Annotated in this window: 41 protein-coding genes; 33 read left to right on the top strand and 8 right to left on the bottom strand. The window is 48.6% G+C overall.

The genetic code is table 11. From position 1 onward, the window contains the following. Positions 1-56 precede the first annotated feature (56 nt). The 23 genes from N521_RS19620 to dut all read left to right on the top strand — a co-directional run bounded on the left by N521_RS19620 (position 57) and on the right by dut (position 15,128). Positions 57-200 carry a hypothetical protein gene (locus N521_RS19620; protein WP_197025608.1) on the top strand — a complete coding sequence of 48 codons (144 nt, stop codon included), beginning with the start codon at positions 57-59 and terminating at the stop codon, positions 198-200. Further along, positions 197-721 carry a hypothetical protein gene (locus N521_RS02250; protein ID WP_035389580.1) on the top strand — a complete coding sequence of 175 codons (525 nt, stop codon included), beginning with the start codon at positions 197-199 and terminating at the stop codon, positions 719-721. Before N521_RS19620 ends, N521_RS02250 begins: the two co-directional genes overlap by 4 nt. A gap of 375 nt (positions 722-1,096) precedes the next feature. After that, positions 1,097-1,744, top strand: a complete 648-nt coding sequence (locus N521_RS02245) for a hypothetical protein (RefSeq protein ID WP_231493280.1) — start codon at positions 1,097-1,099, stop codon at positions 1,742-1,744. 13 nt (positions 1,745-1,757) lie between these two features. Then, entirely contained in the window at positions 1,758-2,018 is a 261-nt protein-coding gene (locus tag N521_RS02240; protein ID WP_035389576.1) for a hypothetical protein, read from the top strand. Beyond that, on the top strand, positions 2,019-2,453 hold the full coding sequence (locus N521_RS02235; RefSeq protein ID WP_035389574.1) for a group I intron-associated PD-(D/E)XK endonuclease: 435 nt from the start codon (positions 2,019-2,021) through the stop codon (positions 2,451-2,453). A 40-nt stretch (positions 2,454-2,493) separates the two neighbouring features. Further along, positions 2,494-3,237, top strand: a complete 744-nt coding sequence (locus N521_RS02230) for a hypothetical protein (RefSeq protein WP_035389572.1) — start codon at positions 2,494-2,496, stop codon at positions 3,235-3,237. Between the two features lie 177 nt (positions 3,238-3,414). Beyond that, complete coding sequence (locus tag N521_RS02225) at positions 3,415-5,649, top strand: DNA polymerase (RefSeq protein WP_035389570.1); 2,235 nt, start codon at positions 3,415-3,417, stop codon at positions 5,647-5,649. Further along, complete coding sequence (locus tag N521_RS02220; protein ID WP_035389568.1) at positions 5,649-6,371, top strand: 3'-5' exonuclease; 723 nt, start codon at positions 5,649-5,651, stop codon at positions 6,369-6,371. The genes N521_RS02225 and N521_RS02220 overlap by 1 nt, the downstream gene beginning before the upstream one ends. Further along, positions 6,372-7,421, top strand: a complete 1,050-nt coding sequence (locus N521_RS02215; protein WP_035389566.1) for a hypothetical protein — start codon at positions 6,372-6,374, stop codon at positions 7,419-7,421. It abuts the gene before it with no gap. After that, positions 7,418-7,978: a RuvC family protein gene (locus tag N521_RS02210; RefSeq protein WP_035389564.1), complete on the top strand. Its 561-nt coding sequence runs from the start codon at positions 7,418-7,420 to the stop codon at positions 7,976-7,978. Before N521_RS02215 ends, N521_RS02210 begins: the two co-directional genes overlap by 4 nt. Further along, a complete protein-coding gene (locus tag N521_RS02205) occupies positions 7,979-8,353 on the top strand; it encodes a hypothetical protein (protein ID WP_035389562.1) in 375 nt (124 codons plus the stop codon). Next, positions 8,346-8,735 carry a hypothetical protein gene (locus N521_RS02200; protein ID WP_035389560.1) on the top strand — a complete coding sequence of 130 codons (390 nt, stop codon included), beginning with the start codon at positions 8,346-8,348 and terminating at the stop codon, positions 8,733-8,735. Before N521_RS02205 ends, N521_RS02200 begins: the two co-directional genes overlap by 8 nt. Before the next feature lie 83 nt (positions 8,736-8,818). Continuing rightward, complete coding sequence (locus tag N521_RS02195) at positions 8,819-9,178, top strand: hypothetical protein (RefSeq protein WP_155924087.1); 360 nt, start codon at positions 8,819-8,821, stop codon at positions 9,176-9,178. Further along, complete coding sequence (locus tag N521_RS19535; RefSeq protein WP_155924086.1) at positions 9,175-9,348, top strand: hypothetical protein; 174 nt, start codon at positions 9,175-9,177, stop codon at positions 9,346-9,348. The genes N521_RS02195 and N521_RS19535 overlap by 4 nt, the downstream gene beginning before the upstream one ends. Further along, positions 9,345-9,503, top strand: coding sequence for a hypothetical protein (locus N521_RS19530; RefSeq protein WP_155924085.1), 159 nt, complete (start codon positions 9,345-9,347; stop codon positions 9,501-9,503). Before N521_RS19535 ends, N521_RS19530 begins: the two co-directional genes overlap by 4 nt. Then, complete coding sequence (nrdI, locus tag N521_RS02190) at positions 9,500-9,856, top strand: class Ib ribonucleoside-diphosphate reductase assembly flavoprotein NrdI (RefSeq protein ID WP_035389556.1); 357 nt, start codon at positions 9,500-9,502, stop codon at positions 9,854-9,856. The genes N521_RS19530 and nrdI overlap by 4 nt, the downstream gene beginning before the upstream one ends. A gap of 29 nt (positions 9,857-9,885) precedes the next feature. Beyond that, positions 9,886-11,940 (top strand): class 1b ribonucleoside-diphosphate reductase subunit alpha, encoded by a 2,055-nt coding sequence (gene nrdE / locus N521_RS02185; protein WP_051632368.1) that lies wholly within the window; start codon positions 9,886-9,888, stop codon positions 11,938-11,940. Further along, positions 11,928-12,107, top strand: coding sequence for a hypothetical protein (locus N521_RS02180; RefSeq protein WP_035389552.1), 180 nt, complete (start codon positions 11,928-11,930; stop codon positions 12,105-12,107). Before nrdE ends, N521_RS02180 begins: the two co-directional genes overlap by 13 nt. Next, on the top strand, positions 12,108-13,079 hold the full coding sequence (gene nrdF, locus N521_RS02175; RefSeq protein ID WP_035389550.1) for a class 1b ribonucleoside-diphosphate reductase subunit beta: 972 nt from the start codon (positions 12,108-12,110) through the stop codon (positions 13,077-13,079). Beyond that, positions 13,072-13,809: a hypothetical protein gene (locus N521_RS02170; RefSeq protein ID WP_035389548.1), complete on the top strand. Its 738-nt coding sequence runs from the start codon at positions 13,072-13,074 to the stop codon at positions 13,807-13,809. The genes nrdF and N521_RS02170 overlap by 8 nt, the downstream gene beginning before the upstream one ends. A gap of 267 nt (positions 13,810-14,076) precedes the next feature. After that, positions 14,077-14,454, top strand: coding sequence for a DUF7448 domain-containing protein (locus N521_RS02165; protein ID WP_035389546.1), 378 nt, complete (start codon positions 14,077-14,079; stop codon positions 14,452-14,454). Then, positions 14,455-14,667 (top strand): hypothetical protein, encoded by a 213-nt coding sequence (locus tag N521_RS02160; protein WP_035389544.1) that lies wholly within the window; start codon positions 14,455-14,457, stop codon positions 14,665-14,667. It abuts the gene before it with no gap. Continuing rightward, on the top strand, positions 14,664-15,128 hold the full coding sequence (gene dut, locus N521_RS02155; protein WP_035389542.1) for a dUTP diphosphatase: 465 nt from the start codon (positions 14,664-14,666) through the stop codon (positions 15,126-15,128). The genes N521_RS02160 and dut overlap by 4 nt, the downstream gene beginning before the upstream one ends. Here the strand turns inward: dut and N521_RS02150 are convergent. Next, a complete protein-coding gene (locus tag N521_RS02150) occupies positions 15,125-15,385 on the bottom strand; it encodes a hypothetical protein (RefSeq protein ID WP_035389540.1) in 261 nt (86 codons plus the stop codon). The genes dut and N521_RS02150 overlap by 4 nt on opposite strands. 84 nt (positions 15,386-15,469) lie before the next feature. On the opposite strand from N521_RS02150, the gene thyX reads away from it, so the two are divergent. From thyX to N521_RS02130, 4 genes are read left to right on the top strand one after another with little or no spacing between them, the layout of a single operon-like run. After that, entirely contained in the window at positions 15,470-16,285 is an 816-nt protein-coding gene (thyX, locus tag N521_RS02145) for an FAD-dependent thymidylate synthase (RefSeq protein WP_081832165.1), read from the top strand. Then, positions 16,285-16,782, top strand: coding sequence for a 3D domain-containing protein (locus N521_RS02140; protein ID WP_051632359.1), 498 nt, complete (start codon positions 16,285-16,287; stop codon positions 16,780-16,782). The genes thyX and N521_RS02140 overlap by 1 nt, the downstream gene beginning before the upstream one ends. Before the next feature lie 14 nt (positions 16,783-16,796). After that, positions 16,797-17,480 (top strand): hypothetical protein, encoded by a 684-nt coding sequence (locus N521_RS18940; protein ID WP_051632358.1) that lies wholly within the window; start codon positions 16,797-16,799, stop codon positions 17,478-17,480. Continuing rightward, complete coding sequence (locus tag N521_RS02130; protein ID WP_035389538.1) at positions 17,477-18,037, top strand: nucleoside/nucleotide kinase family protein; 561 nt, start codon at positions 17,477-17,479, stop codon at positions 18,035-18,037. The genes N521_RS18940 and N521_RS02130 overlap by 4 nt, the downstream gene beginning before the upstream one ends. Here N521_RS02130 and N521_RS02125 read toward each other — a convergent pair. Beyond that, positions 18,016-18,390, bottom strand: coding sequence for a hypothetical protein (locus N521_RS02125; protein WP_035389536.1), 375 nt, complete (start codon positions 18,388-18,390; stop codon positions 18,016-18,018). The two genes, N521_RS02130 and N521_RS02125, sit on opposite strands and share 22 nt — an antisense overlap. A gap of 77 nt (positions 18,391-18,467) precedes the next feature. On the opposite strand from N521_RS02125, the gene N521_RS02120 reads away from it, so the two are divergent. The 5 genes from N521_RS02120 to N521_RS02100 all read left to right on the top strand — a co-directional run bounded on the left by N521_RS02120 (position 18,468) and on the right by N521_RS02100 (position 21,055). Beyond that, positions 18,468-18,851 carry a sigma factor-like helix-turn-helix DNA-binding protein gene (locus tag N521_RS02120; protein WP_081832164.1) on the top strand — a complete coding sequence of 128 codons (384 nt, stop codon included), beginning with the start codon at positions 18,468-18,470 and terminating at the stop codon, positions 18,849-18,851. 139 nt (positions 18,852-18,990) lie between these two features. Then, positions 18,991-19,233: a hypothetical protein gene (locus tag N521_RS02115; protein WP_035389532.1), complete on the top strand. Its 243-nt coding sequence runs from the start codon at positions 18,991-18,993 to the stop codon at positions 19,231-19,233. 14 nt (positions 19,234-19,247) lie between these two features. Then, entirely contained in the window at positions 19,248-19,736 is a 489-nt protein-coding gene (locus tag N521_RS02110; RefSeq protein ID WP_035389530.1) for a hypothetical protein, read from the top strand. A gap of 40 nt (positions 19,737-19,776) precedes the next feature. After that, complete coding sequence (locus tag N521_RS02105) at positions 19,777-20,613, top strand: MarR family transcriptional regulator (RefSeq protein WP_051632357.1); 837 nt, start codon at positions 19,777-19,779, stop codon at positions 20,611-20,613. Positions 20,614-20,629: 16 nt separating this feature from the next. Beyond that, on the top strand, positions 20,630-21,055 hold the full coding sequence (locus N521_RS02100) for a hypothetical protein (protein WP_051632356.1): 426 nt from the start codon (positions 20,630-20,632) through the stop codon (positions 21,053-21,055). Between the two features lie 79 nt (positions 21,056-21,134). Here N521_RS02100 and N521_RS19755 read toward each other — a convergent pair whose 3' ends face one another. From N521_RS19755 to N521_RS19845, 6 genes are all read right to left on the bottom strand, one after another. Beyond that, on the bottom strand, positions 21,135-21,311 hold the full coding sequence (locus N521_RS19755) for a DUF8096 family protein (RefSeq protein WP_428828982.1): 177 nt from the start codon (positions 21,309-21,311) through the stop codon (positions 21,135-21,137). Positions 21,312-21,354: 43 nt separating this feature from the next. After that, entirely contained in the window at positions 21,355-21,486 is a 132-nt protein-coding gene (locus N521_RS19850; protein WP_035389526.1) for a hypothetical protein, read from the bottom strand. Positions 21,487-21,515: 29 nt separating this feature from the next. Further along, the gene (locus N521_RS02090; RefSeq protein WP_155924084.1) at positions 21,516-21,860 is read right to left on the bottom strand and encodes a hypothetical protein; all 345 of its coding nucleotides are present in this window, start codon (positions 21,858-21,860) and stop codon (positions 21,516-21,518) included. A 38-nt stretch (positions 21,861-21,898) separates the two neighbouring features. After that, positions 21,899-22,075, bottom strand: a complete 177-nt coding sequence (locus N521_RS19525) for a hypothetical protein (RefSeq protein ID WP_155924083.1) — start codon at positions 22,073-22,075, stop codon at positions 21,899-21,901. A gap of 201 nt (positions 22,076-22,276) precedes the next feature. Continuing rightward, entirely contained in the window at positions 22,277-22,435 is a 159-nt protein-coding gene (locus tag N521_RS19520) for a hypothetical protein (protein WP_155924082.1), read from the bottom strand. Positions 22,436-22,478: 43 nt separating this feature from the next. After that, positions 22,479-22,604 (bottom strand): hypothetical protein, encoded by a 126-nt coding sequence (locus N521_RS19845; protein ID WP_254965504.1) that lies wholly within the window; start codon positions 22,602-22,604, stop codon positions 22,479-22,481. A 119-nt stretch (positions 22,605-22,723) separates the two neighbouring features. On the opposite strand from N521_RS19845, the gene N521_RS02085 reads away from it, so the two are divergent. Further along, positions 22,724-22,948, top strand: a complete 225-nt coding sequence (locus N521_RS02085) for a helix-turn-helix domain-containing protein (RefSeq protein ID WP_035389524.1) — start codon at positions 22,724-22,726, stop codon at positions 22,946-22,948. Positions 22,949-23,637 lie beyond the last annotated feature (689 nt).

Here is a 23,637-nt window from a genome sequence, read left to right as displayed (position 1 = left end):
GCGAACAACCCTTCGTCTAGTACGTTTAACCTAATCAAAAAGGAGACTAACGTACTATGAAACAACCTACAAACGATTTCCCACCCGCAATCAATATCCAAAAATTAACGGAATTACAATACGAAGGTTCATTGAACCGCGAAGATGATCCGGCTGACTTTTATCGTCCTGCGACCATTAAGGCGGTGCGCGTCGGATGAAACCTTCCGAAATAACCATAACCCACCACGCAAAGAAGCGATTTAGAGAACGGTTTGGCATCGATAACCAACACGTCGCATGCAATTGGATCGCGCAGAAGATGGAACACGCTCGGTATCTTGGAATTACCGTAGATGAATCCGGAAAAGAGGCTCGTATGTACGCGAGTAAAGGCGTAGTTTTTCATTTTGCGGTAGATTCAAACGTCGTTATTACCGTTTATAAGGAAAAAGATAATGCCGGATCAAAAGCCAAGCATTTACTTATTGACGCCTATAATATCGTACAAAAGAACGCAACTGAAACGATTAGTCAATACGAATCATTTTCGGCTGAATTAGACGAAGAAATACGCTGGCTAGACGAAGAACTCAAACGTACGCGATCGAAAGCCAAAAGAATGGCGCTACAAGCTCGAATTAACGCCGTTCAGATGCGCTTCAACGAACTGCCTACCGAATCGCTCGAAATCAAGCGCAAGGTAACACGCTATGCGAGAGGAGTTGCCGCGTATGTTTGACGACTTCCTAATGTACTTCGCATTCGTCGGTAGCATCTCGGCCTTTATTATCGGCGGCATGTATTGGTCGATTGTGCGCGAAGAAAGACGGCATAAAGGCGGCAAGTGACCGCCGACGCTCGGAGAATACCGGGGCGTTCGTTAAGTAAAACTGTCGCGTCGCTATGCCGTGCGCTGGCGGCGTCTCGGGCGCAGATACCGGTGTTTTGCGAGGGTCAAACCCTAAAACAAATTAACGGAGGTAATCGGATGACAAAGTACACTAGCGGAGCTGACGCTCTAAACGCATTGAACGCAACAAATGAAGGAGGCGGCGGAGGTAATAGCGCCGAGTTTGCGAGCTTCAAGACGGGCACGGTTTATAAGGTACGCGTTATGAGTGCTTTCGATCTAATTCGCTTCTTTTCATACGGAATCTATAAGAAAGTAAATTCGTTCTCAGCGGCTAATCCAAGTACGCTAAACAAAAACGGCTTTCCTGAGTCGAATCTAACGTCATGGGATCGCGCGTGGAAGTATTACCAAGACCAAAAGAAAGCGGCGGCTGATCGAGGCGACGCCAAAGCGGAAGAGGCAGCTAAGCAAGAGGCGGCCAAGTATCGCGTCAAAGAACGATATGCGCTCGGTTTTATTAACCTTGAAACAGGCCAACCGATCATCGTCGACCTTTCTAAAACGCAGGCTACGACGGTTCATGCGGTTATTAAAAAGCAGGAAAAGAAACTCGGTCGCATCGCGTTTGAATTGGAGAAGTCCGGTTCAGGCACGAACACAGTCGTTTCATTAACGCCTCTTATCGATATGGAAGAAGACTTGACGGAAGCTGAACGCAAGCATTTTGCGAACCAAGACGGTAAAGAATTCGATATGGCTTTATTTGACGGCTTAATTTACGAAGCTGACGAAAAGGAAATGCTCGAAAACCTTGTCGCGGCCGGCTTTAACTTGGCGTTGATCGGCGAATCGCTTGATGGCAGCGCAGTAGACGAAGAACTACCAGCCGAAGAAAAATTCGAATTTTAAGGAGGACGCATAGATGCGAGAAATTAAAACGGAAGCGCAGACGTTAGATTTATCGAAAAAGGTCACCGTAGAAGTTTCGTTGGCGGAGTTGATCGTAATTTCCGCTTCACTATATGAATGCGCACAAGACGATGTGGAGGAGGCTATCGCAACGTGCGGCCCTTATAACCGCGTAGCCGACCTAATTGCGGGGAATATTCCGAAAACGCATGAATTAATGGATAATGCAGACGGTATTTTACGTAATTATCTGCCTCTGAAGGAGGACGAATAGATGGCGCACAAAGAAGAAACGATCGGCAAATTCGCCGAACTGATCGCACGCGCTGCCTTAATGGCGGCCGGCTGGTCAGGCGTTAGTAAGCCGGAAACCGAAGAGCCGTATGATATTCTCGCAGCCGAGCCGATCACGGGCGCAATCAAACGTATCCAGGTAAAGACGATTCGTGACCGTCGGGACAGCCGCGGGTGCTTAACGGTCAGCGGACGGAAGAACACCGGTCAGGCTTATACGAAATCTGATACGGATTATTTTATCGGCGTGCTGATCGAAGACAACGAGACTAAAGCGTATATGTTTGAATGTCGAAATATTACGGACTATTGGATGCCGCGTAAGAACGAAGGCGTCCGGGCATGGCACGAACTTAAACTTAACTTAGACCGCGCATACCTGGCGGCATTAGAAAACGAAGCGGAGGCGGTTTGACCTAAACGGGTCGGACGGTCAATAAAAGGAGGACGAAACGATGGCGGCATTAAAAGGCGTAAAGACGCTCGATATGGTGGACGGTGAAATTACGAAAGTTGCGTATGAAGGTGCGGAGTATGAGCGCGTTGAGGGGGAGGCGGAGGTTGGCGATATTATTCGTCTACCAGGTAATTCGTATAAACATGCAATTCCCGGCGGATTCTACGCCGTAATCTCGGTTATTGATAGAGATGTAATTGTTATGGAGAACTGCGGTAATCATCATCGTTGGACGGCCGGGTTGTATGAGCTATTCCGTAAGAAGCACGTACGGCTAAAAGTCGGTGATTATGCGAAGGTAGTTGACGGATGTATTATCGGTGATGCGGGAAATATCGTTAAGATTTCGGCTGATGATCACGGTAATATTCCTTATAGATGTGACGTTATTACAGGCCGTAGAACCGGAGACTGGTTCTGGGCATGTGAATCCGAGCTAGTCCTCGCAACCGAAGACGAAGTCGCAGCCGCCAAAGAAGCGGAAGCAAAACGATCTATCGAAGCGAAATGGGCGAAGATCGGACGTAAAGTTGACGAGTATAAAGTCGGCGATATTGTTGCGTATGATGACCAGGCTTGGTTCGGTAATTCAGGCATCGGAGAAGTAACCGAGGCTACTAACGAAAATAACTACACCCGCGTAGATGCGACAAATAGCAGAGGAACACGCCTTAATTACTGCTTAGATCCGGAAAAACTAACGCTAATCACTCCGGTCGAGGCACGTTTTGATCGCAGCTAAATGCGCCGACTGCCAAGCGCCCATTAACGAAGGCCAGTCCGCCGTTTACGACTCACTTTACGATGTATATTGTTGCGACGGCGATTGCTGGTCGGAGTTTTATGCGGAAAATGAAACGGATCATAGACGGAAGTGGACGGAAACTATCGACTTTTAACGAAGAAGGGAGGACGCGACGTGGAAATCAAGCCGTTAAAACTAAACGTAAATGCGGGCAAAGCGGCGCCGGCGACCGAAGTTGCTAAACGTAAGCAAGCGGCCAACGCCGTCGAGCCAATCGAGGATGCATGGCGTCGCATCTACGCAAGCAAACTTAGCGATTCGGACCGGCAGAAATTAGACGAAGTCAAGGCGGCTATGGAGGACGGACGCTTGGCGCGCGATCCTTCTGACTGCGTTAATAAGGCGGGCAAGCCGAAGAAATTCAGCAAGGCGGAAGCGCTGCGTCTTTGGAAAACGGTGCAAGCGCAGGCCCGCGAGGAAAAACTGCGCAAGATGGTCGAAGAGACGCCAGATAATTACTGGTTAATAACGGATGAAAAGCGGCTCGCAGAATTTGTCGCGCTGCTCAAAAACGAAGAAGAAATCGTATTTGACGTAGAAACGACCGGCGTAGACGTGTGGAACGATTATATTGTCGGCCATGTGATCACGGCGATCAAAGCGGACGTACACGCTTATATTCCAACGCGACATAAAACGGATCGACCGCAATTGAGCCGAGACCTAGTAAACGAAGCGCTACGACCTTACTACGAAGATCCGACCGTCGGCAAACTCGCCCACAACGCTAAGTTCGATATTCATATGCTTGATCGCGAAGGCATTAATCTGCGCGGACTTACGTGGGATACGCAGGAAGCTATGCGACTTCTAAACGAAAACGAACCGTCATTTGCGCTAAAGAATCTCGTTACAAAGTACCTACGCATCGAGTCGAGCACTTACGGGGATTTATTCGGAAAGATTGGCTTTGACGAAGTAGACGACTTAGATATTGCGCTTTCCTATGCGGCTAAAGACGGTGACGTGACGCTTAAACTGCGGGATTTCCAACGAGCATACCTCGCAAAGATGCCGGAAGTGCTGTGTTATTACAAAACAGTAGAAGTTCCGTTGATTGGCGTAGTTCAGCAGATGGAGACGACCGGCTTCGATATTGATTTAGAATACGCCGAGGAATATGGGCGCGAATTAAAGGACGGCTTAGACCGTTTATACGATGAATTAATCGCAGCTTTAGGCGACGTCAACATAAATTCTCCGGCGCAGTTAAAGCCGGCACTTGAACGGGTGACTGGTGAATCACTAGCGTCAACCGATGCGAAAAAGGTACTTAAACCACTCGCGAAAAAGTATCCGGTAGTTAAGAAGCTACTCGAATATAAAGACAGCTTTAAGTTGTATTCAACGTATATCAACGCATTGCCGGAGCTAATCGATCAAAAGACCGGCAAGCTGTACACGAACTTCAATCCGAATGGAGCGAAGACGGGTCGGTTCAGTTCCGGCGGCACAGGCGTTAACCTTCAGAATCAGCCGAAAAAAGCTCGTAAGTTATTCGTGGCACCTAAAGGCTACGCAATACTAGGCGGTGACTGGAGCCAACAAGAATACCGATGCCTAGCGTACTTTACGCAAGATCCGAAGTTGGTCGATAACTATTTCCGCGGTGACGATTTATACGCATCTATCGCGGCAGAAGTATTCGGCAAGCCAATCGAAGAATGCGGAGATGGTTCAGTCTATCGTAAACAGGCGAAGGTAATTATGCTTGCGGTTGCTTACGGAGGCGGTGCGAACATGTTAAAAGACGCGATCGGCGTAGAAAAGCATGAGGCGCAAAAGTTCCTCGACAGCTTCTTCGAGAGATTTCCGGTCGTAAAGGAATGGGTCGAATCGAACCAGGCGTTCGTGAAAAAACACGGCTTCGTTTGGATGGATCATTTACAGCGGAAGCGACGCCTGCCTGACGCAAAAGATCGAGGTGCAAAAGGGCACTACTCGGCGGTATTTACGCAGTCAACGAATGCACGTGTTCAAGGATCGGCCGCGATTCAAACAAAGGCGACCATGATTGCGCTTCAGGAGCTATGCGATAGAAAGACGGCTGAAGGACGGGGAGAATGGCGCTTATGGTGCGTTGTTCATGACGAGGCGCTTTTATTAGTGCCGGATACACTTACGCAGCAAGACGTAAAAGACTTCGAGGATGTAATGGTCAATACGTATGTTTTCGGAAACATACCGAATAAGACGGACATCGAGATAAGCCGTAGATGGGGCGAGGGTTTGAAGATCGACGAGTTTTTCAGCGGTGAGGTAAGTCGCGGAGATTATCCGAACGTGGAAGATTACGAAAAACAAAAACGGATTGTCGGCGAAGGCTGGCAAGGAAAAGGGGCGGTTTAATGATTCCACAAACATACGTAGTGCTCGATTTAGAAACGACAGGACTCGATCATAAAAAGGATCAGATTATCGAGATCGGAGCAATTAAAATTCGACTTGGCGGGCGACTATGTGCATTCGAAGAAGTAAGCCGTTTTCATACGATGGTCGCATTAGAAGAAGGTCGCGATCTACCCGAATTCATTACGAATTTAACTGGGATCACCGAGACCGACCTCGAAGACTCCCCGGAAGAGTGGGACGCGCTGGACGAATTACAAAACTTCATCGGAGACGCTATCGTTGTTGCGCAGAACGCACCGTTTGATCTTTCGTTCATTAGTCGCGGCGGCATCGAGCCGGAACGCTTCTATTGTACGAGAGCTATGGCGCGCTTTGTAGAACCGGAATTATCGGCGTCTTTAAAAGACGTTACTAAACGAAACGGCATTTCACTAGCCGGACATCATCGTGCGCTAAATGACGTAGAAGCAACGATCGAAGTTTTCCGTAGGTATTTGCCGCGAGTAGCCGAGGAATATAACGAATTTGCGAACGTAGTTATGGAGGCGCCGGACCGACCGTTGAAATTCGTTCCCAAGCACGCCATCGTTTGGGAGGTTCAGATGGTTGCGCTAGCTAAAGCGGATCTGTTGCGTATTTACCAGGCGCTAAGAGATAACGAAGCGATGTCGTTAAAGATCGGTTCTATCATCGAGCGCAATATGAAGGGACGTGATTAATTGACGGCAGACAAACGAAAATTAGCGGCTCAATTACTTAGTAACGACGGTTCTTCCGAGCCATCATTTGCGCAATCAATCGCGGATGAACTTGTATCGTATCTTAACGAATGGCACTCGCTGCCTGAGACGTGGGATAACCAACTAGACGCAGATATTCACCGATGGTATTCGGAAGCACCAAACGTATTTCCGAAGCGCCCGTATTTCTCACCGTCGGCAGCAAACGCATGTCCGCGCGAACTATATCACAAGGCATTGAACGCGAAGAAGGACGTCGAAGCCAAGCCGCCATATCAAGGACGATGGACGCGTCTAGGGACGGCGATAGGCGATATGATCCAGCGAGATATCTTATTTATGGCGAAGCACTTCGGTAAAAAGACCGGTCGCGTGTGTCCGTTTGACTTCGAACGCAACGAAGACGGAACGCCGGTATTTGAGGACTTCGCCAAACGGAATCATAAGATCGAGCGCGGCGGGCAGACGTTTTATCTATACGGGACCTGCGACGGTATTCTGCGGTACGTGACGGTAGACGGCGAAATCTTACGGGTTGGCCTCGAAATCAAGTCGAAGCAAACGACCGCAGCCAAGACATCGCTACACTCGATGCGTGAACCGGAAGCAAAACACGTAGCACAATGCGTGACTTACGGACCGATGTATGGCGTCGATTACTACGTTATTTTGTACGTCAATGCGTCCAAGAAATCGTGGGTGTATCCGGAAGGCGAGTTCGAGAAGTCGCCGGACATCCGAGCATTCGGCATCGAAATCAAACCGCACGACATCGACGCGATTCTTGATAGATTCGTAGATATCCGAAACGCGGTCGATGCGGGTACGCCGCCAGCGCTTGATCTAGGAGCATGGACGTTCAACAACTATAAGACGACGATTGCTAAGTCGCTGAAGGACGAGGAACTACAGACCATCCGCGAAAAAGTAGCGCAAGTACGTAGGTCGGGCATGTACGCGAGCACGAAGCAACAGTACGCGGAAGCACTTGCGTTTATCGAAAGAGTACGAGAAGGAGAATCCGCATGACCGCCTCCAAGCCTATCCGGTGCCTTGCGTTCGACACATCGATGACCTGTCCGGGCGTCGCGATCATAGAAGTCCGCAAAGGTAAGCCGACAATCAAGGCGCTAGGCCACGTCAAGCCGAATACGAGTCGGTCACATGCGCACAGGGCCGAGGTCATCGAAGGATGGGCGATGATGTTTCTCGACAAACACGTAAGCGCGTCCGGCTTTGATTACGTGGTGCGCGAAGACTTTGCCGGCAAGACATCGCGGTCGAATTATCCGGTACTCAGCGCATGGAACGCGTGTGAACGAGCGACGTCGCGCTTCGGGCTGACCTTCGATAAATATAAGAAGCCGGGCAAGAAGACGGAAGACCTCGGCATATCTGCGACGCGGGTCAAGTCGTTAGTCGCCGGATCGGGCAACGCAGAAAAAGACGAAGTAGAGGCGGGCGTAAGACGGCTAACAGGCTACGAGGGCGCCTTCGCAAACTTCGATGAATCGGATGCGGCTGCGATTGGGCTGGCGTGGCTGATCGATGCGGGTGTAATTGAGAAACCGAAAGGGGCGAAATAGATGGACCGTTTGCTAAATATCGGGGTCGTTGTGTGGATTGCGCTAGTTCTGTTTTTTGTCGTAATTGTAGCGCCAGTATATACGATTGCTTCCTACGCCAATAAGAACTCGTACGAAATTAAGGTGACGGAAAAAGAAACGAAGAATTCCAAAGAGTCCTCTAAGTATCTGATTTTCGGCATTGACGACGAAGGGAACGAAAAAGTTTTCGAAAATACCGACGCTCTGTTTGCTCGTAAGTTTAATTCTAGTGATCTCTACGCGAAGATTGAAGTCGGCAAGACTTACGAGTTTAAGACGATAGGTTTCCGTATTCCGTTTTTATCTAAATACGAAAACATAATGACGGTAAAGGAGGCGGGCGCAAATGGATAAAGCGATGGCTTACATCGACAAATTAGCCGCAAAGCTCGGAGTGGCGGCGGAACATGTTTACGGGGTGCTCGTTAAGCAGCAACACGTCTTCGGAATCGTCAACGTGGCCGTAGGCGTTGCCTCGTTCGTGATATTTGCGGCTTTAGTTCGCCTGACATATTTAATCATCGCAAATGGAGAACGGCCTGCGTGGGGTGAAGATGAGTCGTTTTACTATAAGCTGCGGAATGTGGGTGACGGAGGTTTGTTTATCGTAATCATCGTCGTCACCGTCGCGACTTTAATTACCGGAATGGTGACGATACCTATCGGTGTCATGAAAATGCTGAGTCCGGAATACTACGCAATCAAAGAAATCCTCGACACGATCGGAGGTAAATAACGATGGAAGATACGCCTAACGTTACTATATCGCAGGAGTCATACGATAATCTGATAAACGCTTCGGTTGCGCTGGTCAATCAGTTGCGGCAAAAAGAAGCGGATAAAACGGCGGTCATTACGCCTGAAGAAGCCGAGTTTGCTAACGCGTTCTTCTCGTATTCAAAAGAGACGTTAAAGGTCGTTAATGAACGATATGGAGACGTGATTGAAGCGGCGGATAAACACAAAGTTAGCGCGGCTGAGTATGCGGAAATGTACAAAGTGCCTATCGCAAATTTAACCGATATGAAGCGTCGCTTAGAAGTCGATTTGATCGATCATGAGTACCGCCTAAGTCGACTCGAATCTAAACGGATTGAGACGGAAATCGAACGTGACCGGACGGCTGCTAGGATTGCGGAATTAGAAGCGGAAATTGAACGGAGAGGTGGACGCAGATGAGGACGAGAGAAGAAATAGAGACGGAACTTTTCGAAATTTACGACGGAGTTGAAACGGTTAAAAACGAACTAGATGATTCAGAACGTGAATTAAGTCGCTTACTTGATGTATTAATCGAACTCGAAGCCGAACTTTCCGCGCTAGATGAATCGGAAGGTGAGGACGAATGATTACGTACATTGCGCTATTCTGCCTCGCGATTCTTGCTTTAGCGAAAAAACCACCGATGACTTACGATGAAATTTTGGGATGCTTACTCTATTACGTACTCCTTTTTATCCCGATTGCGGTATTACTAGCGCACGTAGCCGGAGCTAATATATGATCGTATATTTCTACTCGCTGACGGGAAACGTGCGACGATTCATCGCGAAGACCGGACTAGGCGGCCAGGCACGTGAACTAAAGACGGGCGAGGTCGTTGAGGAACCGTTCGTACTCGTAACGCCAACTTACGACTTCGGTCAACCGCCCGCAACGGTCAGCGAATGGCTTAAGGATAACGGCGACTTGATGGTCGGGGTAATGGCGTCGGGAAATCGCAATTGGGGCGACGGCTTTGGCGCGGCTGCCGACGTTATTGCGACGCTTTATAACGTGCCGGTGATCGGAAAATTCGAATTAGCAGGGACGGAAGAGGACGTTAGATTATTCACGGAAAGGGTGAAGGCGCTTTGAAGCGACACATCGAGTTAAATAACGAAATTATGATTCAAAAAGACGGGCGGTTTCAATTCGAAAAAGACGAAGAGGCCGTCCGTGCTTATTTTATAGACTACGTAAATCAAAACACCGTATTTTTCCACGACTTACGCGAGAAGCTCGACTATCTACGCGATAACGATTACTACGAGACGGAATTCCTAGACGCCTATACATTTGAGGAAATCAAAACGGTCTATAAAACGGCCTATGCCGCAAAGTTCCGATTCCCTTCGTTCATGAGCGCATTCAAATTCTATAACGACTACGCGCTGAAGACGAACGATCGCAAAAAGATCCTCGAACGCTACGAAGACCGCATCGCTTGCTGTGCGCTGTATTTCGGAAAAGGAGACGGCGCCAAAGCGATCGAATTCGCAAAACTAATGATTCGCCAGGAATATCAGCCGGCGACGCCTACGTTCTTGAATGCCGGACGCAAACGCAGAGGCGAGATGGTGTCGTGTTTTCTGCTTGAGGTGGGTGATTCGCTGAACGATATTTCACGCGCAATCGACATTTCGATGCAGCTATCGAAGTCAGGCGGAGGCGTATCGCTTAATCTTTCAAAAATCCGCGCAAAAGGCGAGGCGATTAAGGACGTTGCCGGAGCGACAAAAGGCGTAGTCGGCGTAATGAAGCTGCTCGATAATGCGTTCCGATATGCGGATCAGATGGGCCAGCGGCAAGGTGCGGGCGCAGCGTATCTAAACGTATTCCACGCGGATATAAACGATTTCCTAGATACGAAAAAAATCTCGGCAGATGAAGACGTCCGAGTCAAAACGTTATCGATTGGCGTCGTTGTGCCCGATAAGTTCATCGAACTAGCGCGAGAAGATCGTCCGGCTTACGTTTTCTACCCGCACACGGTCTACAAAGCATACGGCACGCATCTTGACGAGATGGATATTGGCGCAATGTACGATGAGCTCGTAAATAATCCGGCGGTGCGTAAAGAACGGATTAACCCACGTCAGCTACTCGAAAAAATGGCCGTACTGCGCTCCGAGTCAGGATATCCGTACATGATGTTTCAAGACAACGTTAACCGTGAACATGCGTTGAATCATATCAGCCGCGTTAAATTCTCTAATCTCTGTTCTGAGGTGCTTCAGAGCAGTAAAGTATCGCAGTACACCGACTATGGAGAACCGGACGACATCGGCTTAGACATTTCGTGCAACCTCGGCTCACTCAATATCGCGAATGTGATGGCGGGTGGCTCAATCGAAAACGCCGTCAAATTGGCCGTCGATGCGCTTACGGTTGTCTCAGAATCTACGAATATTAAAAACGCGCCAGCCGTCGCAAAGGCTAACCGCGAGATGCGTTCTATCGGGCTGGGCGCGATGAATCTGCACGGCTATCTAGCGCAGAACGGAATCGCCTATGAATCGGAAGAAGCGCGGGACTTTGCCAACGTATTCTTCGCGACTGTTAACTTTTGGACGTTAGTGAGTTCGAATGAATTAGCGCGTAAGACGGGAACAACGTTCGAGGGCTACGAGGGATCTTCGTACTCAGACGGAAGTTACTTCAATAAGTACGTTAACGGAAATTACCGTCCAAAAACGGATAAAGTAAAATCGCTATTTAGTCGTATTTGGCTTCCGGATGAGCAGAACTGGTCCTATCTCGCGCAATGTGTTAAGGACTACGGACTCTACCACGCCTATAGACTTGCGATTGCGCCTAACGGATCTATTTCGTATGTGCAGTCGGCGACGGCTTCGGTCATGCCGATTATGGAGCGCATTGAGGAACGAACTTACGGAAATTCGAAGACGTACTACCCAATGCCGGGATTATCGCCGCAAAACTGGTTCTTCTACAAGGAAGCGTACGACATGGATATGTTTAAGGTCGTCGATATGATCGCAACAATTCAGCAGCACGTCGACCAAGGTATCTCATTTACGCTGTTCTTAAAAGATACGATGACGACGCGTGATCTGAATCGGATTGACCTATACGCGCATCACAAGGGAATCAAGACGCTTTATTATGCGCGCACTAAAGATACGGGGCAGGAGGGGTGCTTGTCATGCGCAGTATAAGACGTGAAGTTGAGGACTTAGCGTGTCAGATTTCGTGTAGCGTAGATCACGGGGAGTGTTTCTATGATGCGGAGATGTTAGACGAATTTATCGCGGACTTAGATCGGATGAAGAATCTAGCGCTCGCCTATCATCGCGAGAATAAAGACGAAATGGAGGACGAATAATTGACGACATTCACAGCGGCCAACTGGTCGCAACAAGACGACGGATTCACGCAGATGTTCTACGATCAGAACGTTAAGCAGTTTTGGCTACCAGAGGAGATTTCGCTAAATGGCGACCTCCTCGCGTGGCACGAACTCAAACCGGCCGAACGCGATACGTATATGAAAGTGCTCGCCGGCCTGACTTTATTAGATACGGAGCAAGGCAACACCGGCATGCCTGCGATTATGGCGCACGTAGACGGGCACCAACGCAAGGCCGTCCTTAATTTCATGGCGATGATGGAGAACGCAGTCCATGCGAAGTCCTATTCGAATATCTTTCTAACGTTGGCGCCTTCGGAAACTATTACGGCCGTCTTCGAGTGGGTTAAAGAAAACCGGTATTTGCAGCGCAAAGCGAAGCTGATCACTGACCTTTATCGCGGTATTAAGGAAGGCGACGATATTTCGCTGTATAAAGCGATGGTGGCTTCGGTGTACCTCGAAAGTTTCCTATTCTACAGCGGCTTTTACTACCCGTTGTATTTCTACGGGCAGGGGCGCATGATGCAGAGCGGCGAGATTATCGGGCTTATCATTCGTGATGAAGCGATCCACGGCGTTTACGTCGGTTTGCTCGCGCAGGAAATTTATAACCGGCAGACGGACGCTACGAAGGCGGATCTACACGAATGGGCGGTCGGGTTATTAGCGGATCTGTACAAGAACGAAGTCGCATATACGGACGATGTTTACGGCGCGGTCGGCTTGGCGCACGATGTTAAGGCTTTCGTTAGGTACAACGCGAATAAGGCGCTTATGAACCTCGGATTTGATGCGCATTTTCCGGATGAACCGGTCAATCCGATCGTGATTAACGGACTGAGTACGAAAACGAAATCCTTTGATATGTTTAGTTTAAAAGGGAACGGATACAAAAAGGCTACGGCTGAAGCAATTCGCGACGAGGACTTCTTTTTCGATGATTAGCGATGAGTTAGTCGGTAGGTTCTTCAAAAACAATGCTGATCAATCGTATCAAGTTGTGCGTTTCGTCGGGAGGAAAAAGAACGGAACTTCAGTATTTCGTATTCGTTTTATTGAAACTGGCTACGAAAGAGACGTAGAAAAAGTCGAGATAAAGCGAGGCAAAATAAAAGACCGATTCCAGCGTTCAGTCTTCGGGACTGGTTATTTGGGAGATACGAAGATGGTTGGATATAAGCGCGAGTATAGCGTGTGGGCGGGTATATTAGAACGTTGTTATGACAAATCTAGCAGCGGCTATCCTAACTACGGAGGGGCTGGCGTTTCCGTCTGTGAACGTTGGCATTCCTTCGAATTATTTTTGAATGATATTACGGGCATTGAAGGGTTCGACAGGGAACTTTTCGATCAAGGGAAACTTGAGTTAGATAAGGACATAAAACAGTTCGATTTATGTAAATCTAAACGAGTGTACTCAGCGTCTACGTGCTGCTTCGTGACAAGAGAGATTAATAGAAAATATCGAGATGTTTCGGCAACAAAACTACTATTCAAAGCAACGTCGCCTTCCGGAGAATCATTTACGGTTTCCGGCCTACGACCCTTCGCAGCCAAACACGGGCTACATCGTCCGATCATTAAGAAATGTCTTCGTGGTGAACGCACAGATTACAACGGTTGGACTTTCGAACTCATCCGCGAGTCTAATTGGGGACGAAGTAAAAGCGCCTGATAATCGGGTATTTTTATTTTCCTGCCGATTAATGTCCCGATTTCCGCCGCCCACATGCGACTGTATAAGTGAAAGCGAAAATAAGGAGCTGATCGTATGCGACAGACGATTAACCGAGGCGCTTTAATTGCGGCGTCAATCGTGCCGGCCTTTTGGTATGCACATGCAGCGGGCTTTTGGTGGTTCGTGGCGGCAGGTGCGCCGTTCTTACTATACGTAATGACGCTACCGTTTGAGGACGGTAAGAAGGCGGAGGAGGGCGAGTAGATGAGCGCTATCGACGCAGAAGTATCCGACCTACTTGGTAAGACCCTCGTTGAGGTTACGCAGCACGGAGACGACGTATTATTTTTCGTTACAGAATGCGGAAAAGAGTACCGCATGTACCACTATCAGAACTGTTGCGAAGACGTCCATATAAACGATATTTGCGGGGACCTTTCCGACTTAATCGGTCATCCGTTATTGATGGCGGAGGAAGTTACTAACGAAAAAGAGCCGCCGGAAGAAGATCATCACGGATCATATACGTGGACTTTTTACAAGTTCGCGACCATCAAAGGCGACGTGACTATTCGTTGGTTCGGATCATCTAACGGCTATTACTCGGAATCAGTCGATTTCGAACTATTGGAGGGCGAGTAGATGAATAAGTTAAATATCGAAACTAAGAACGGTATTCATTACTGTGCGCACGCAACTGATTCCGAACTAGACGAGTTTAAAGACGACGTAACGTACTACGAACGTGACTACGCAGAAGTAAAGTGTGCCAAGACAAAAAGAACCCTCGTTTTTAAGCGAAGTGAAATTTCGGCCTATTCTTACGGAAAAGTTGAGGAGGAGGAATCGAAATGAACGTAAATATTAAACGGCTATCAGCCGACGCAACTACGCCAACATACGCACATTCGACGGACGCCTGCTTCGATTTATACGCGGCGGCCGACGTCATTATCGAGCCGGGAGAGACGGCATTAGTACCGACGGGCCTCGCGTTCGAGATTCCTTCAGGCTACGAAATGCAGATCAGGCCGCGCTCAGGCATTACGCTTAAGACGCCACTGCGCGTTCAATTAGGTACGGTAGATAGCGGATATGCGGGCGAGGTCGGCGTGATCGTTGATAATATATCGCAGGGCGGCGGTAATTATCGACGTCGACTTAGTACGGGTGGAATTGGAAGATACATCATCCGCAAAGGAGATCGCATAGCCCAAGCGGTCATTAAACCGGTAGAGCAAGCGACCTTTACGATTGTGGATGCGTTGGAAGATACGGAGCGAGGTTCGGGCGGCTTCGGGAGCAGCGGAGTTTAAGCGTCCCCGTGTTTCTTCTTCAATCCTAGAAGCGCTTCATATACTCTTTCAAGATCGTCAGTATCTGACGGAAAAGAAGGTGCCTGTCTTCCATTTATTTTACCATCTATAACCATTTGTACTTTATATACTCTTTGATGAACGCCATCCTTCCATTCTTCCATACCTACGGATGCTTTATATTCAATAGTTTTAGTTGTATTTTCTCTAGTAGCTTTAATCGTTACCCAATCAGTCGGAAAGAATTTCTTTGTCATTATTAATCACCCATTTCTATAAGATACTAATAGATTACTATAGGATCCTATAGGAGTCAAGTGATATTTTAGGAGGACGAATAGATGGCGGAAACCAAAATGAACGTCGAGCTAATGTTTCACACGCAATTGAGCGCGAAATTCAAAGAGAAATTACGGAAGGCATCCGAACAACTTGCCGAAGCCCCTGACGGAAAGATTCTCGCGCTGACCGCCATCCGTACTTGTTATAGCGCAAATAAGCCGTCTGAAATTGCGATTAAAGAGGGCGCCAAGTATTTCGGATCAGCCGCATCGGATGGCGACTCCGGCTCAGACGCGGATAGGCTTATTCGGCAGATTGTTGCGTCGAAACATACGTCTACTTTAGAAGGAATTACGTTCAACTTCGCGATCGAGGGCGTAAGCCGCGCCTTATTAGCGCAGTTAACGAGACACCGTGTCGGCTTTAGTTTCAGCGTCCAATCACAGCGTTATGTACGATTAGGTAGCGATGATAGGTCGGGCGGTTTCGATTACGTCGTGCCGGAAAAGGTTGCGAACAGTACTTACGAGGATAACAACGATTTCTTCGATCCGGAGAACGGTCATACTACCGAAACTTATTCTCCGCAAATTGCGTTCAGTAATGCGATGGAATATCTACAAGACGTTTACGACGATCTTCGCGAAATGGGCGTTCCAGCCGAAGATGCAAGAGCCGTCTTACCGCAAGGCGCGTCCACTAATATCGTAATGAAGGTTAACCTGCGCGCTCTATTAGACTTCTACGCTAAAAGACGGAAGGGTAACGGCGCGCAGGCGGAAATCGCCGACCTAGCAGAAGCCTTACGCCGAGAAGTAACCGAAGTAGAACCGTGGACTGCGCAATTCTTCGAGGGGGTGTCTGCATCGGTATAATGACGACCATGACGCTTGCGTGCGGATTATTATGTACGCAGCAACCAGCGACGGAAAAGCCTGCGCCTATATTAACGGCTGATCAAGCGGCCTTGCAGCGAGCCAATCAACGCATCAAGACGTTAGAGAGCGAAGTAAAGGCGCTTAAGAAGCCGCCGAAGCACGCAGTCAAGCGCAAGAAGGCGGCGACAAAACTAGCGCAAACATACGAAGTGACTGCGTACACAAACGGCGCCGAGTCAACCGGTAAGTCAGCCGGCCATCCCGACTACGGCATCACGGCAAGCGGCGCACGTACCAAAACGGGCCATACGATCGCCTGTCCGCCTTCAATGGCGTTTGGGACTCGGCTAAACATTGAGGGCATCGGCGTCCGAACTTGCGAAGACCGAGGCGGCGCAATTACGGAAGGACATATCGATCTGTACGTTGCGGGCGTGACTGAGGCGCAGGCATTCGGACGTCAGCGGCTAAAGGCGGAAATCATAACGAAATAGGGAGGCGGTTGTACATGATACACGTACTAAAGGACGAAAAGCTCGGTGTTGATCGCGAATATGTTGCGGTGGATAGAAACGCAGAGGTCGGCGAAAAGATCGTAATTGTGGAAAAGCCCAGTGATAGAGATGTTTATTCCGAAGGCGACGTGTTTACTGTGGACCGTCTATGGGGCGAAGTTGGGGGAGCTGTAGAAAGCGATAAGGCCGTTTCAGATCCTGATTATAACGAAGACGGCGTAATCGTACGCAGTGAATACCACGTACTCGAACCGACCGACATCGTTCACATTGACGGCGAGCGCTACCGTTTAGAAGATCCGGAAAAGGACGCGATTAAATTCACTATGGAAATCGGCGGGAATCCTGTCAATATCGAGCCGTGGACTGCGTCGCATGTTCCTATTATTTCCGGTGGAGGCGAAACGTACAAACTAACGCCAGTCACCGATGATCGCGAGGAAGAGGAACCGAAAGAATCCGACGTCATCAACGTCCTTGCCGACTTAGGCGTAGAGGTGGCGGAATTAAAACGTACTGCAGCACGTCACCAAGCGGAAATCAACGCCCTTCACGAAGATAAAGTCCGTCTCGGCGAACAGCTCGCAAAGGTGGCGGCAGACGACCCGAAATCCTTGGCGATTACTACGGATGAACTTGCGCAGATAATCGTAAGTCTATCGAGGGCCGGCCTATGAAACTCGCAATCACGGGTAAGCTAGGCGCCGGCAAAGACGTGGCTGTCGATTATCTTGTCGCAATGTACGAATTCTTTCCGTTCACATTTTCCGCAAAAGGTAAGGCGCTCTTCTACGAACTGTTTCCGGAACTGCGCGGAGACGCCAAACAGCGCCAGCCTATGCGTGATTTCATTAACGGCATTACCGAATTAGACGTGCCTGGCGCAAAAGACGTATGGGTCGATTATCTGTTCCGCCGCATAAAAGCACACGAGAAACTGCGATGCTGCCGAGATAGCCGCATATTGATCACAGACATTCGGAAGCCTGCGGAGTATGAACGAGCCAAGGCGGAAGGTTTTAAGGTACTCCGTATTACTGCACCGGATGAACTACGTATCGAGCGTGCCAAACGGCGTGGCGACAAATTCAAGCCGGCTGACTTAGACCATCCGACAGAAACCGCGCTTGACGGATTCGAAGTCGATTATGAGATTGTAAATGACGGCACGCTTGGCGATCTATACGCGCGGTTAGACGAAATTATGGCCGATCAGCTCAAAGAGAACGCGTAGGTACCTTTCGGGTAGGCTAGATGCGGCTGTTTAGACGCCTCGCCGTCGCCGATTAAATAGAATCGTAACGGCAATTCGCGTTCTTCAATACCGGAACCTTCTAGAACACGTCGAGCCGCCTTGCTGTATGCGCGTTTATCGAATTTAAACGGCTGCGCGTCCGTCTTTACCTTTTCCGGTTTTGCAACGACTAAGCACGATTCGGTTGTGTCATAACCGATCGTAAGCTGAAACGGCGCATTAGTCGGTAGGCCGATCAAAGACCTAGCGGCCGAATTAACGTATATGCGGCCTTGCTTATCTAACGAAATATATGCGGTATCATTTACCGCGGAAATCCATTCTAATGCCATACGGACACACCTCGCTTATATTATAAGACGATTATAGACGATTTATAGGCGGAAAGCAAACGAAGGAGGCGATATTATTGGGCGCATCGACGAACAAGCCCGACCAGCATTTACGATATGATACGCAATACAAACTCGACGGACCTGACGGCGTCAAGGCGCTTCTAGCCGATTATACAACGCTCAGACAGCGGCGCTTCTTAGGGGATACGGCTGCTTGCGATATTCTAATCGACTTAGTCCGTGCCATCGAATTGGCGGCACTGACCGGAAAGCAATACGAGGCCCTACGTTTAGTCTATTTCGATGACCTATCGCAAACACAGGCGGGCTCGGCGCTAGGTATTACGCAGCAAGCCGTTGACTATGCGATTAATGCTGCGGTAAATAAGATCGTCGATATCTACTATTATTGGGCGTCACATGGCGAAGGCTACGGAACTACGAAAGGGGCGGTTTGATGCCGGATGAATTAACGAAGAAAGAAATCGATCAATTACGAGATTACTTACGGTGGTGCTACGACACTATGAACCATCCGAGAATCTCGCCGAGAGTATTGTCGATTTTACTGAACGCATATACGGAGGAGGCGTCGGAATGAAACACGAAACTAAATCGGAATGCTTAGAGGGGCAACCTCTTATTACAACGATTCTATACATTGTCGGTAGCATAAAACTGATTGAGTGCTACAGCCCATTTCGAGGTAAGATGCGTTACGATATTAAACTGCGTGCTCTACATCCAGCTTCTTGGCCTATCATTTTATTTATGTTTATTATAGGAGGCTTTAATCGCGACACAGTAGATATCATCAAAAGTGAATTAGTTTTATGGTAAAGGAGGACGCCTAATTGACGAAGGAAGAACTGCACGAAGCCATTACGGCTCTATACGAACGCACAAAATCCGGCGCCTTAGAGCGCGAAGAACGTATCGCAGCAATTAGCGCCTTGATCGCGAAATACGACGACACGCCACCATCAAACGCGTTGGAACGTCTGTCCGACTTAATTTTATACGAAGAACTGTCGGATACACGCCGCAATAAAATGTCGGCCGAAGAATATCCGATCATGTCCGAACGTATGGAAAAGACACGCAAGACCGGCGAAGCGTCCGACAAGATGGCCGAAGAATACGATATCACCGGCACCAATCACGGTGTACCGAAACGACGAACGCGATCGCCATACGATAATCTATTCACGGACCGTCACGCAAAAGCACGTAATAAAATGGCTCGCAAACGATACAACGATTTCGTCAACGGAAAGTCTAGCGGACAATTCACCGTAAATATAGCAACCGGCATCAAAACGGTAAGGTCAGACGCTCAATAGGCGTCTTTTGTTTTGCGATAAATACGAAAGGGGCGGTATGATGAAGTATGATCGCGTAGTAAATGAGGACGGAGAACTCGGCGTATTTGTTCCGGACGCCATAAAAGCCGTCATTAGAACGCCGGAAGAACTTGAAAAGGCAAGGCTGCGAGCGACCCTAGCGCCAAAGAAACGGTTTCATCATGGACGCAATTACATCGTATCTTACAACGACACGCTTAGCGCTATTATTCGCGACCTATCACTTACGGAAGCTGGCGCAATGGTTAAAATCATGCTTCAGCTACGTATCAAAAGCGACGGCAAGCTCGTAAAAGGTGCGGCCGGAGACCCGATGAATAAGTCGGATATAGCGCGTTTGCTTGACCGTAGCCGCTCGAATGCTAATGCGTTGGTCGGTCGGTTGGCTGAACTCGGCCTGATCGAACTGAAAGACGACGGCATTTACGTCAGCAGCCGTTTTCATACGATGGGTGGCCGCATCAAAAACGAAGTATTTACGAAAGTGTATACGGTTAAGGCTCGTCAGACCATCGCTAACCTGCGCCTGAACGAAATCGGCATGCTATACAAGATCATTCCGTTCTTTCATTATAGCGAGTATTACCTTTGCGCAGATCCTAACGCAGGAAAGGCGGACATCGACTACATCGGACGTGAAACGCTCGCCGAATTAATCGGACATGACTCATCGACCGTTTCGAAAATAATGGGACGGCTGCAAGGCGTGGGAGCCGTATTAGTCACCGGAACCCGCAACGAGGTACGTTATTTAGTGCACCCGGATTTGATGTTCCGTCAGCCTGAGGGCTTTAAAACGGAATGGACGGTGGCTGTACGAAAGTTATTCGATGACCACGCTAAGAAAGCGCGATAAAACGGAGGTTGATAGTATGAATATTAGAGAATGGTTCGGTATGATTCCATATTCAGAAAAGACAGCGGCTCAATCCGCCCTAGATCGAGTGTTGTCATTGCATAGAGAGGCTTTAGTCCAATATTTGTCGGTAGATGACCGCGGTGATATTTATGATCTAATTCGAGCGGCTAAAATAACGGATAAGAACTCAGGAGATGTCTTATTCTTAGATTGGTTGATAGAAAAAGGCCTAACTCAAATATGTTCCCTCGATTTTAGCAAAATAACTGATCAGGAAAAATTTATAGCGATGGTGGATCTTGATGAGTTTGTCCTGCAAAATGAAATGGATTTTTTGGAACCTAACGAAGTACGTGGTTGTATAATTTCGTTTTTGAGTGATTTAAAGTGGTATCCTATGAGAGCGGGAGGTGAGCCGAATGCTCAAAGCGATCACTAAGACAGGCGAAGTAAAGCCGGGCGGTTCTGCGTCTAAATAAACGAAAAAGGACGCCTCCGAGGGCGTCTTTATTTTTGCGTTATATTCGCTTAGTCATTCCGCACTTCGAACATTTACGGAGGAAAACTCCGCCTTTAATCGAACTGTTAAACTTCGACGTATCGCAATTATCGCACCTGCCGCTCTTAACGTCGGGCATCTCGCGAACATCATAAACGACAGATACGTCATAATCGCCTGGCTGCGGTCTATTCACGTCTTTCACCTCACAACCTTCGTATTATAACGTATCTCCACGCTTATTTAAACAATCTTCCGAAAGCCCTTCCGACGCTGCGTCGCATGATACGGCCGCCTACGTCGTTCTTTTTCACCGCGTTCACGTCGCCTAAGAAACGTGCCCATCCGTACAAGAATCTGCGGAATTTCATATCGTCGTCCTCCTTCGTATTTTAGGCGCCTACCACCTCGTCACTGCGAAGTCTTTCGAGTAGTAAGTGCCGATTTTCTTCGTCTTGCCTGCGTTGCTATAAGCCGTCAATTTAATCCGGTATTGGCCGTTTGTCATGGCCGCTGTGTAGAATCGTTTGGTCGGCGTACTTTTAACGAATTCGCCGCTCAACGATTGCTTCGACTTCCATCCGTCTGTATACTGTTGCTGCAAAGTCATCGTGTAATATACACGGCTACCGCTGCTTTTCGATGCCACAACGTCCACTGACGTCGCTTTAGGCGTGTAGTATGGAGCGTCAACCTTAACCGTAATCGATGCCGCGCTTGCTGGCGTTGTTAATCCGAGAGCCATTAGAATCACCGCGATTGTTATCGTAATAAAACGTTTCATTATTCAACATCTCCTTCGAGTTTTATATCGTATCCGAACGCGATCAGAGCGAGTCTAAAGCCGAAGTCAAAGCCGGCAGGTGCATCGTCGCGTTCTCTTTTAAATAGTTCGGCGGCGCGCTGTAGCGGATCGGCTGCCGCTTGTGTATCGCCTAAAGCCGTCAATTTTACGTCCACTAGGCGATCTCCTCCTCGATATTTAGAAGGCCACCGCAATTCGGACATTTAGCGGCCGTTTCGATTTCTACGTCTAGCCGGGCAAATGAACAGTCCGGGCAGTTATACTCGATCATATTCAACGATTCCTCCTCGTTTTTAGTACGTCAGCGCCGTCTAATTAGCGTCTTAGGGCGTAGGTAGGGACGGCTGCTTGACGTCTTATTTCATTAGCGATTTTAAGGCGACCGTAAAGCCGAAAATGATTAGCGTTGCAACGGCTGCGCAGTCAATCGGCTGCCATTTAGCGTAATCCGTGAACGCAATCCAGGCGATCAATACGACGATGAGCAACGTATCAAGCGTATTAATTTTGCGCATGTGTGGTATAATTGATTGAACCGGGGCTTATCGCCCCGTCCGTTTACTTGCGACGTTTCTTCTTGGAGGGAGACCGTCGCTTTTTCATTGCCTTGATTTCCATCGCGGTTTTGATGATCGCCAACCACGACGCAAGCAAGACGGATATTTTAGTAGCTAGTTCAATCAATCGTGTGCACCTCCTTTCTGTACCTTTATTATACGATATCGTATAACGTATGTCAACGGATATTGCGAAATAATATCCGATATCGTATAATTACTTATATAAATACGGAGGTGATGCGGATGGGCAAGCGCATAAACGTAAGGCCGCGTCTGAAGGAACTTATGAAGGCTGATGGATGGACGCAAACAAGGCTGTCGGAAGCATCGGGCGTTCCACAGGGTTCTATCTCGCGGTTCGATTCGAATGGGCGCCACGAAGATTGGCAGGTCGTTGCGCTTATGAAAGCAGGCGGATGGAAGTACGAAGATCTGTTCGAAATAGAGGACGGTAGCGACGAAAAGTAGGGACGTTCAAGGCGAGCGTCTCTTTTTTTTGCGTCTAAAAACGGGGAGCCGACGTTTCAGTGTGGCGAAAACAGAACAAAACAGCCTTTCAGTGTGGCGAAAACAGAACACGTCAAAATCGCCTTGACGCTTAGAGCCACGTGGGATACAGCCGTTTTTAGGCGTTAACGTTGTCTTATTCTTAGGGAAGACCTAGCGTCACTCCGTTCCGCAGATAACGCAATAGAATACATATAGAAGGACGGCGGCTTATTATTTGCGGACGAGGCGGAGCCGAGGGCGCTGTACTTAAATACATACGAAAAGGATAACGTTAATAGGACGGACATATAACCGGTCGCTAATCGTTAAGGACTGCGTAGATATACTTGTGTAACATACGGATATGCTGTCTTACGTTATAGAGAGACGTAACGCACCGTAACATACTAACGGTAAGCAGACGGTGAGCAGCGATTAGGGTACCGTCATACAGCCGCTATGTAACGGCAGGCACAGACGGTGTATATAATATAGTACGAAGGCGGACGATAGGGTGACGGCTAGAGACAGGCGAAGACATCCGTAACCAAGCAGACAGCGCTGGCGGACGAGGTCTCCGAAAACTCAGGGGGTTGAAAGCCGAAGCTCATCCGTTTATGCACGATCGTATGCATGACGGCCGGCATAGGTAGCCCGCACGAATGGCG

Source organism: Bacillus sp. UNC125MFCrub1.1, assembly GCF_000701305.1.
In the GTDB taxonomy this organism is placed as follows: Bacteria; Bacillota; Bacilli; order Bacillales; family Bacillaceae; genus Bacillus; species Bacillus altitudinis.
Note: the sequence above shows the minus strand (reverse complement) of the source record. Positions and strands in the feature narration are given on the sequence as shown.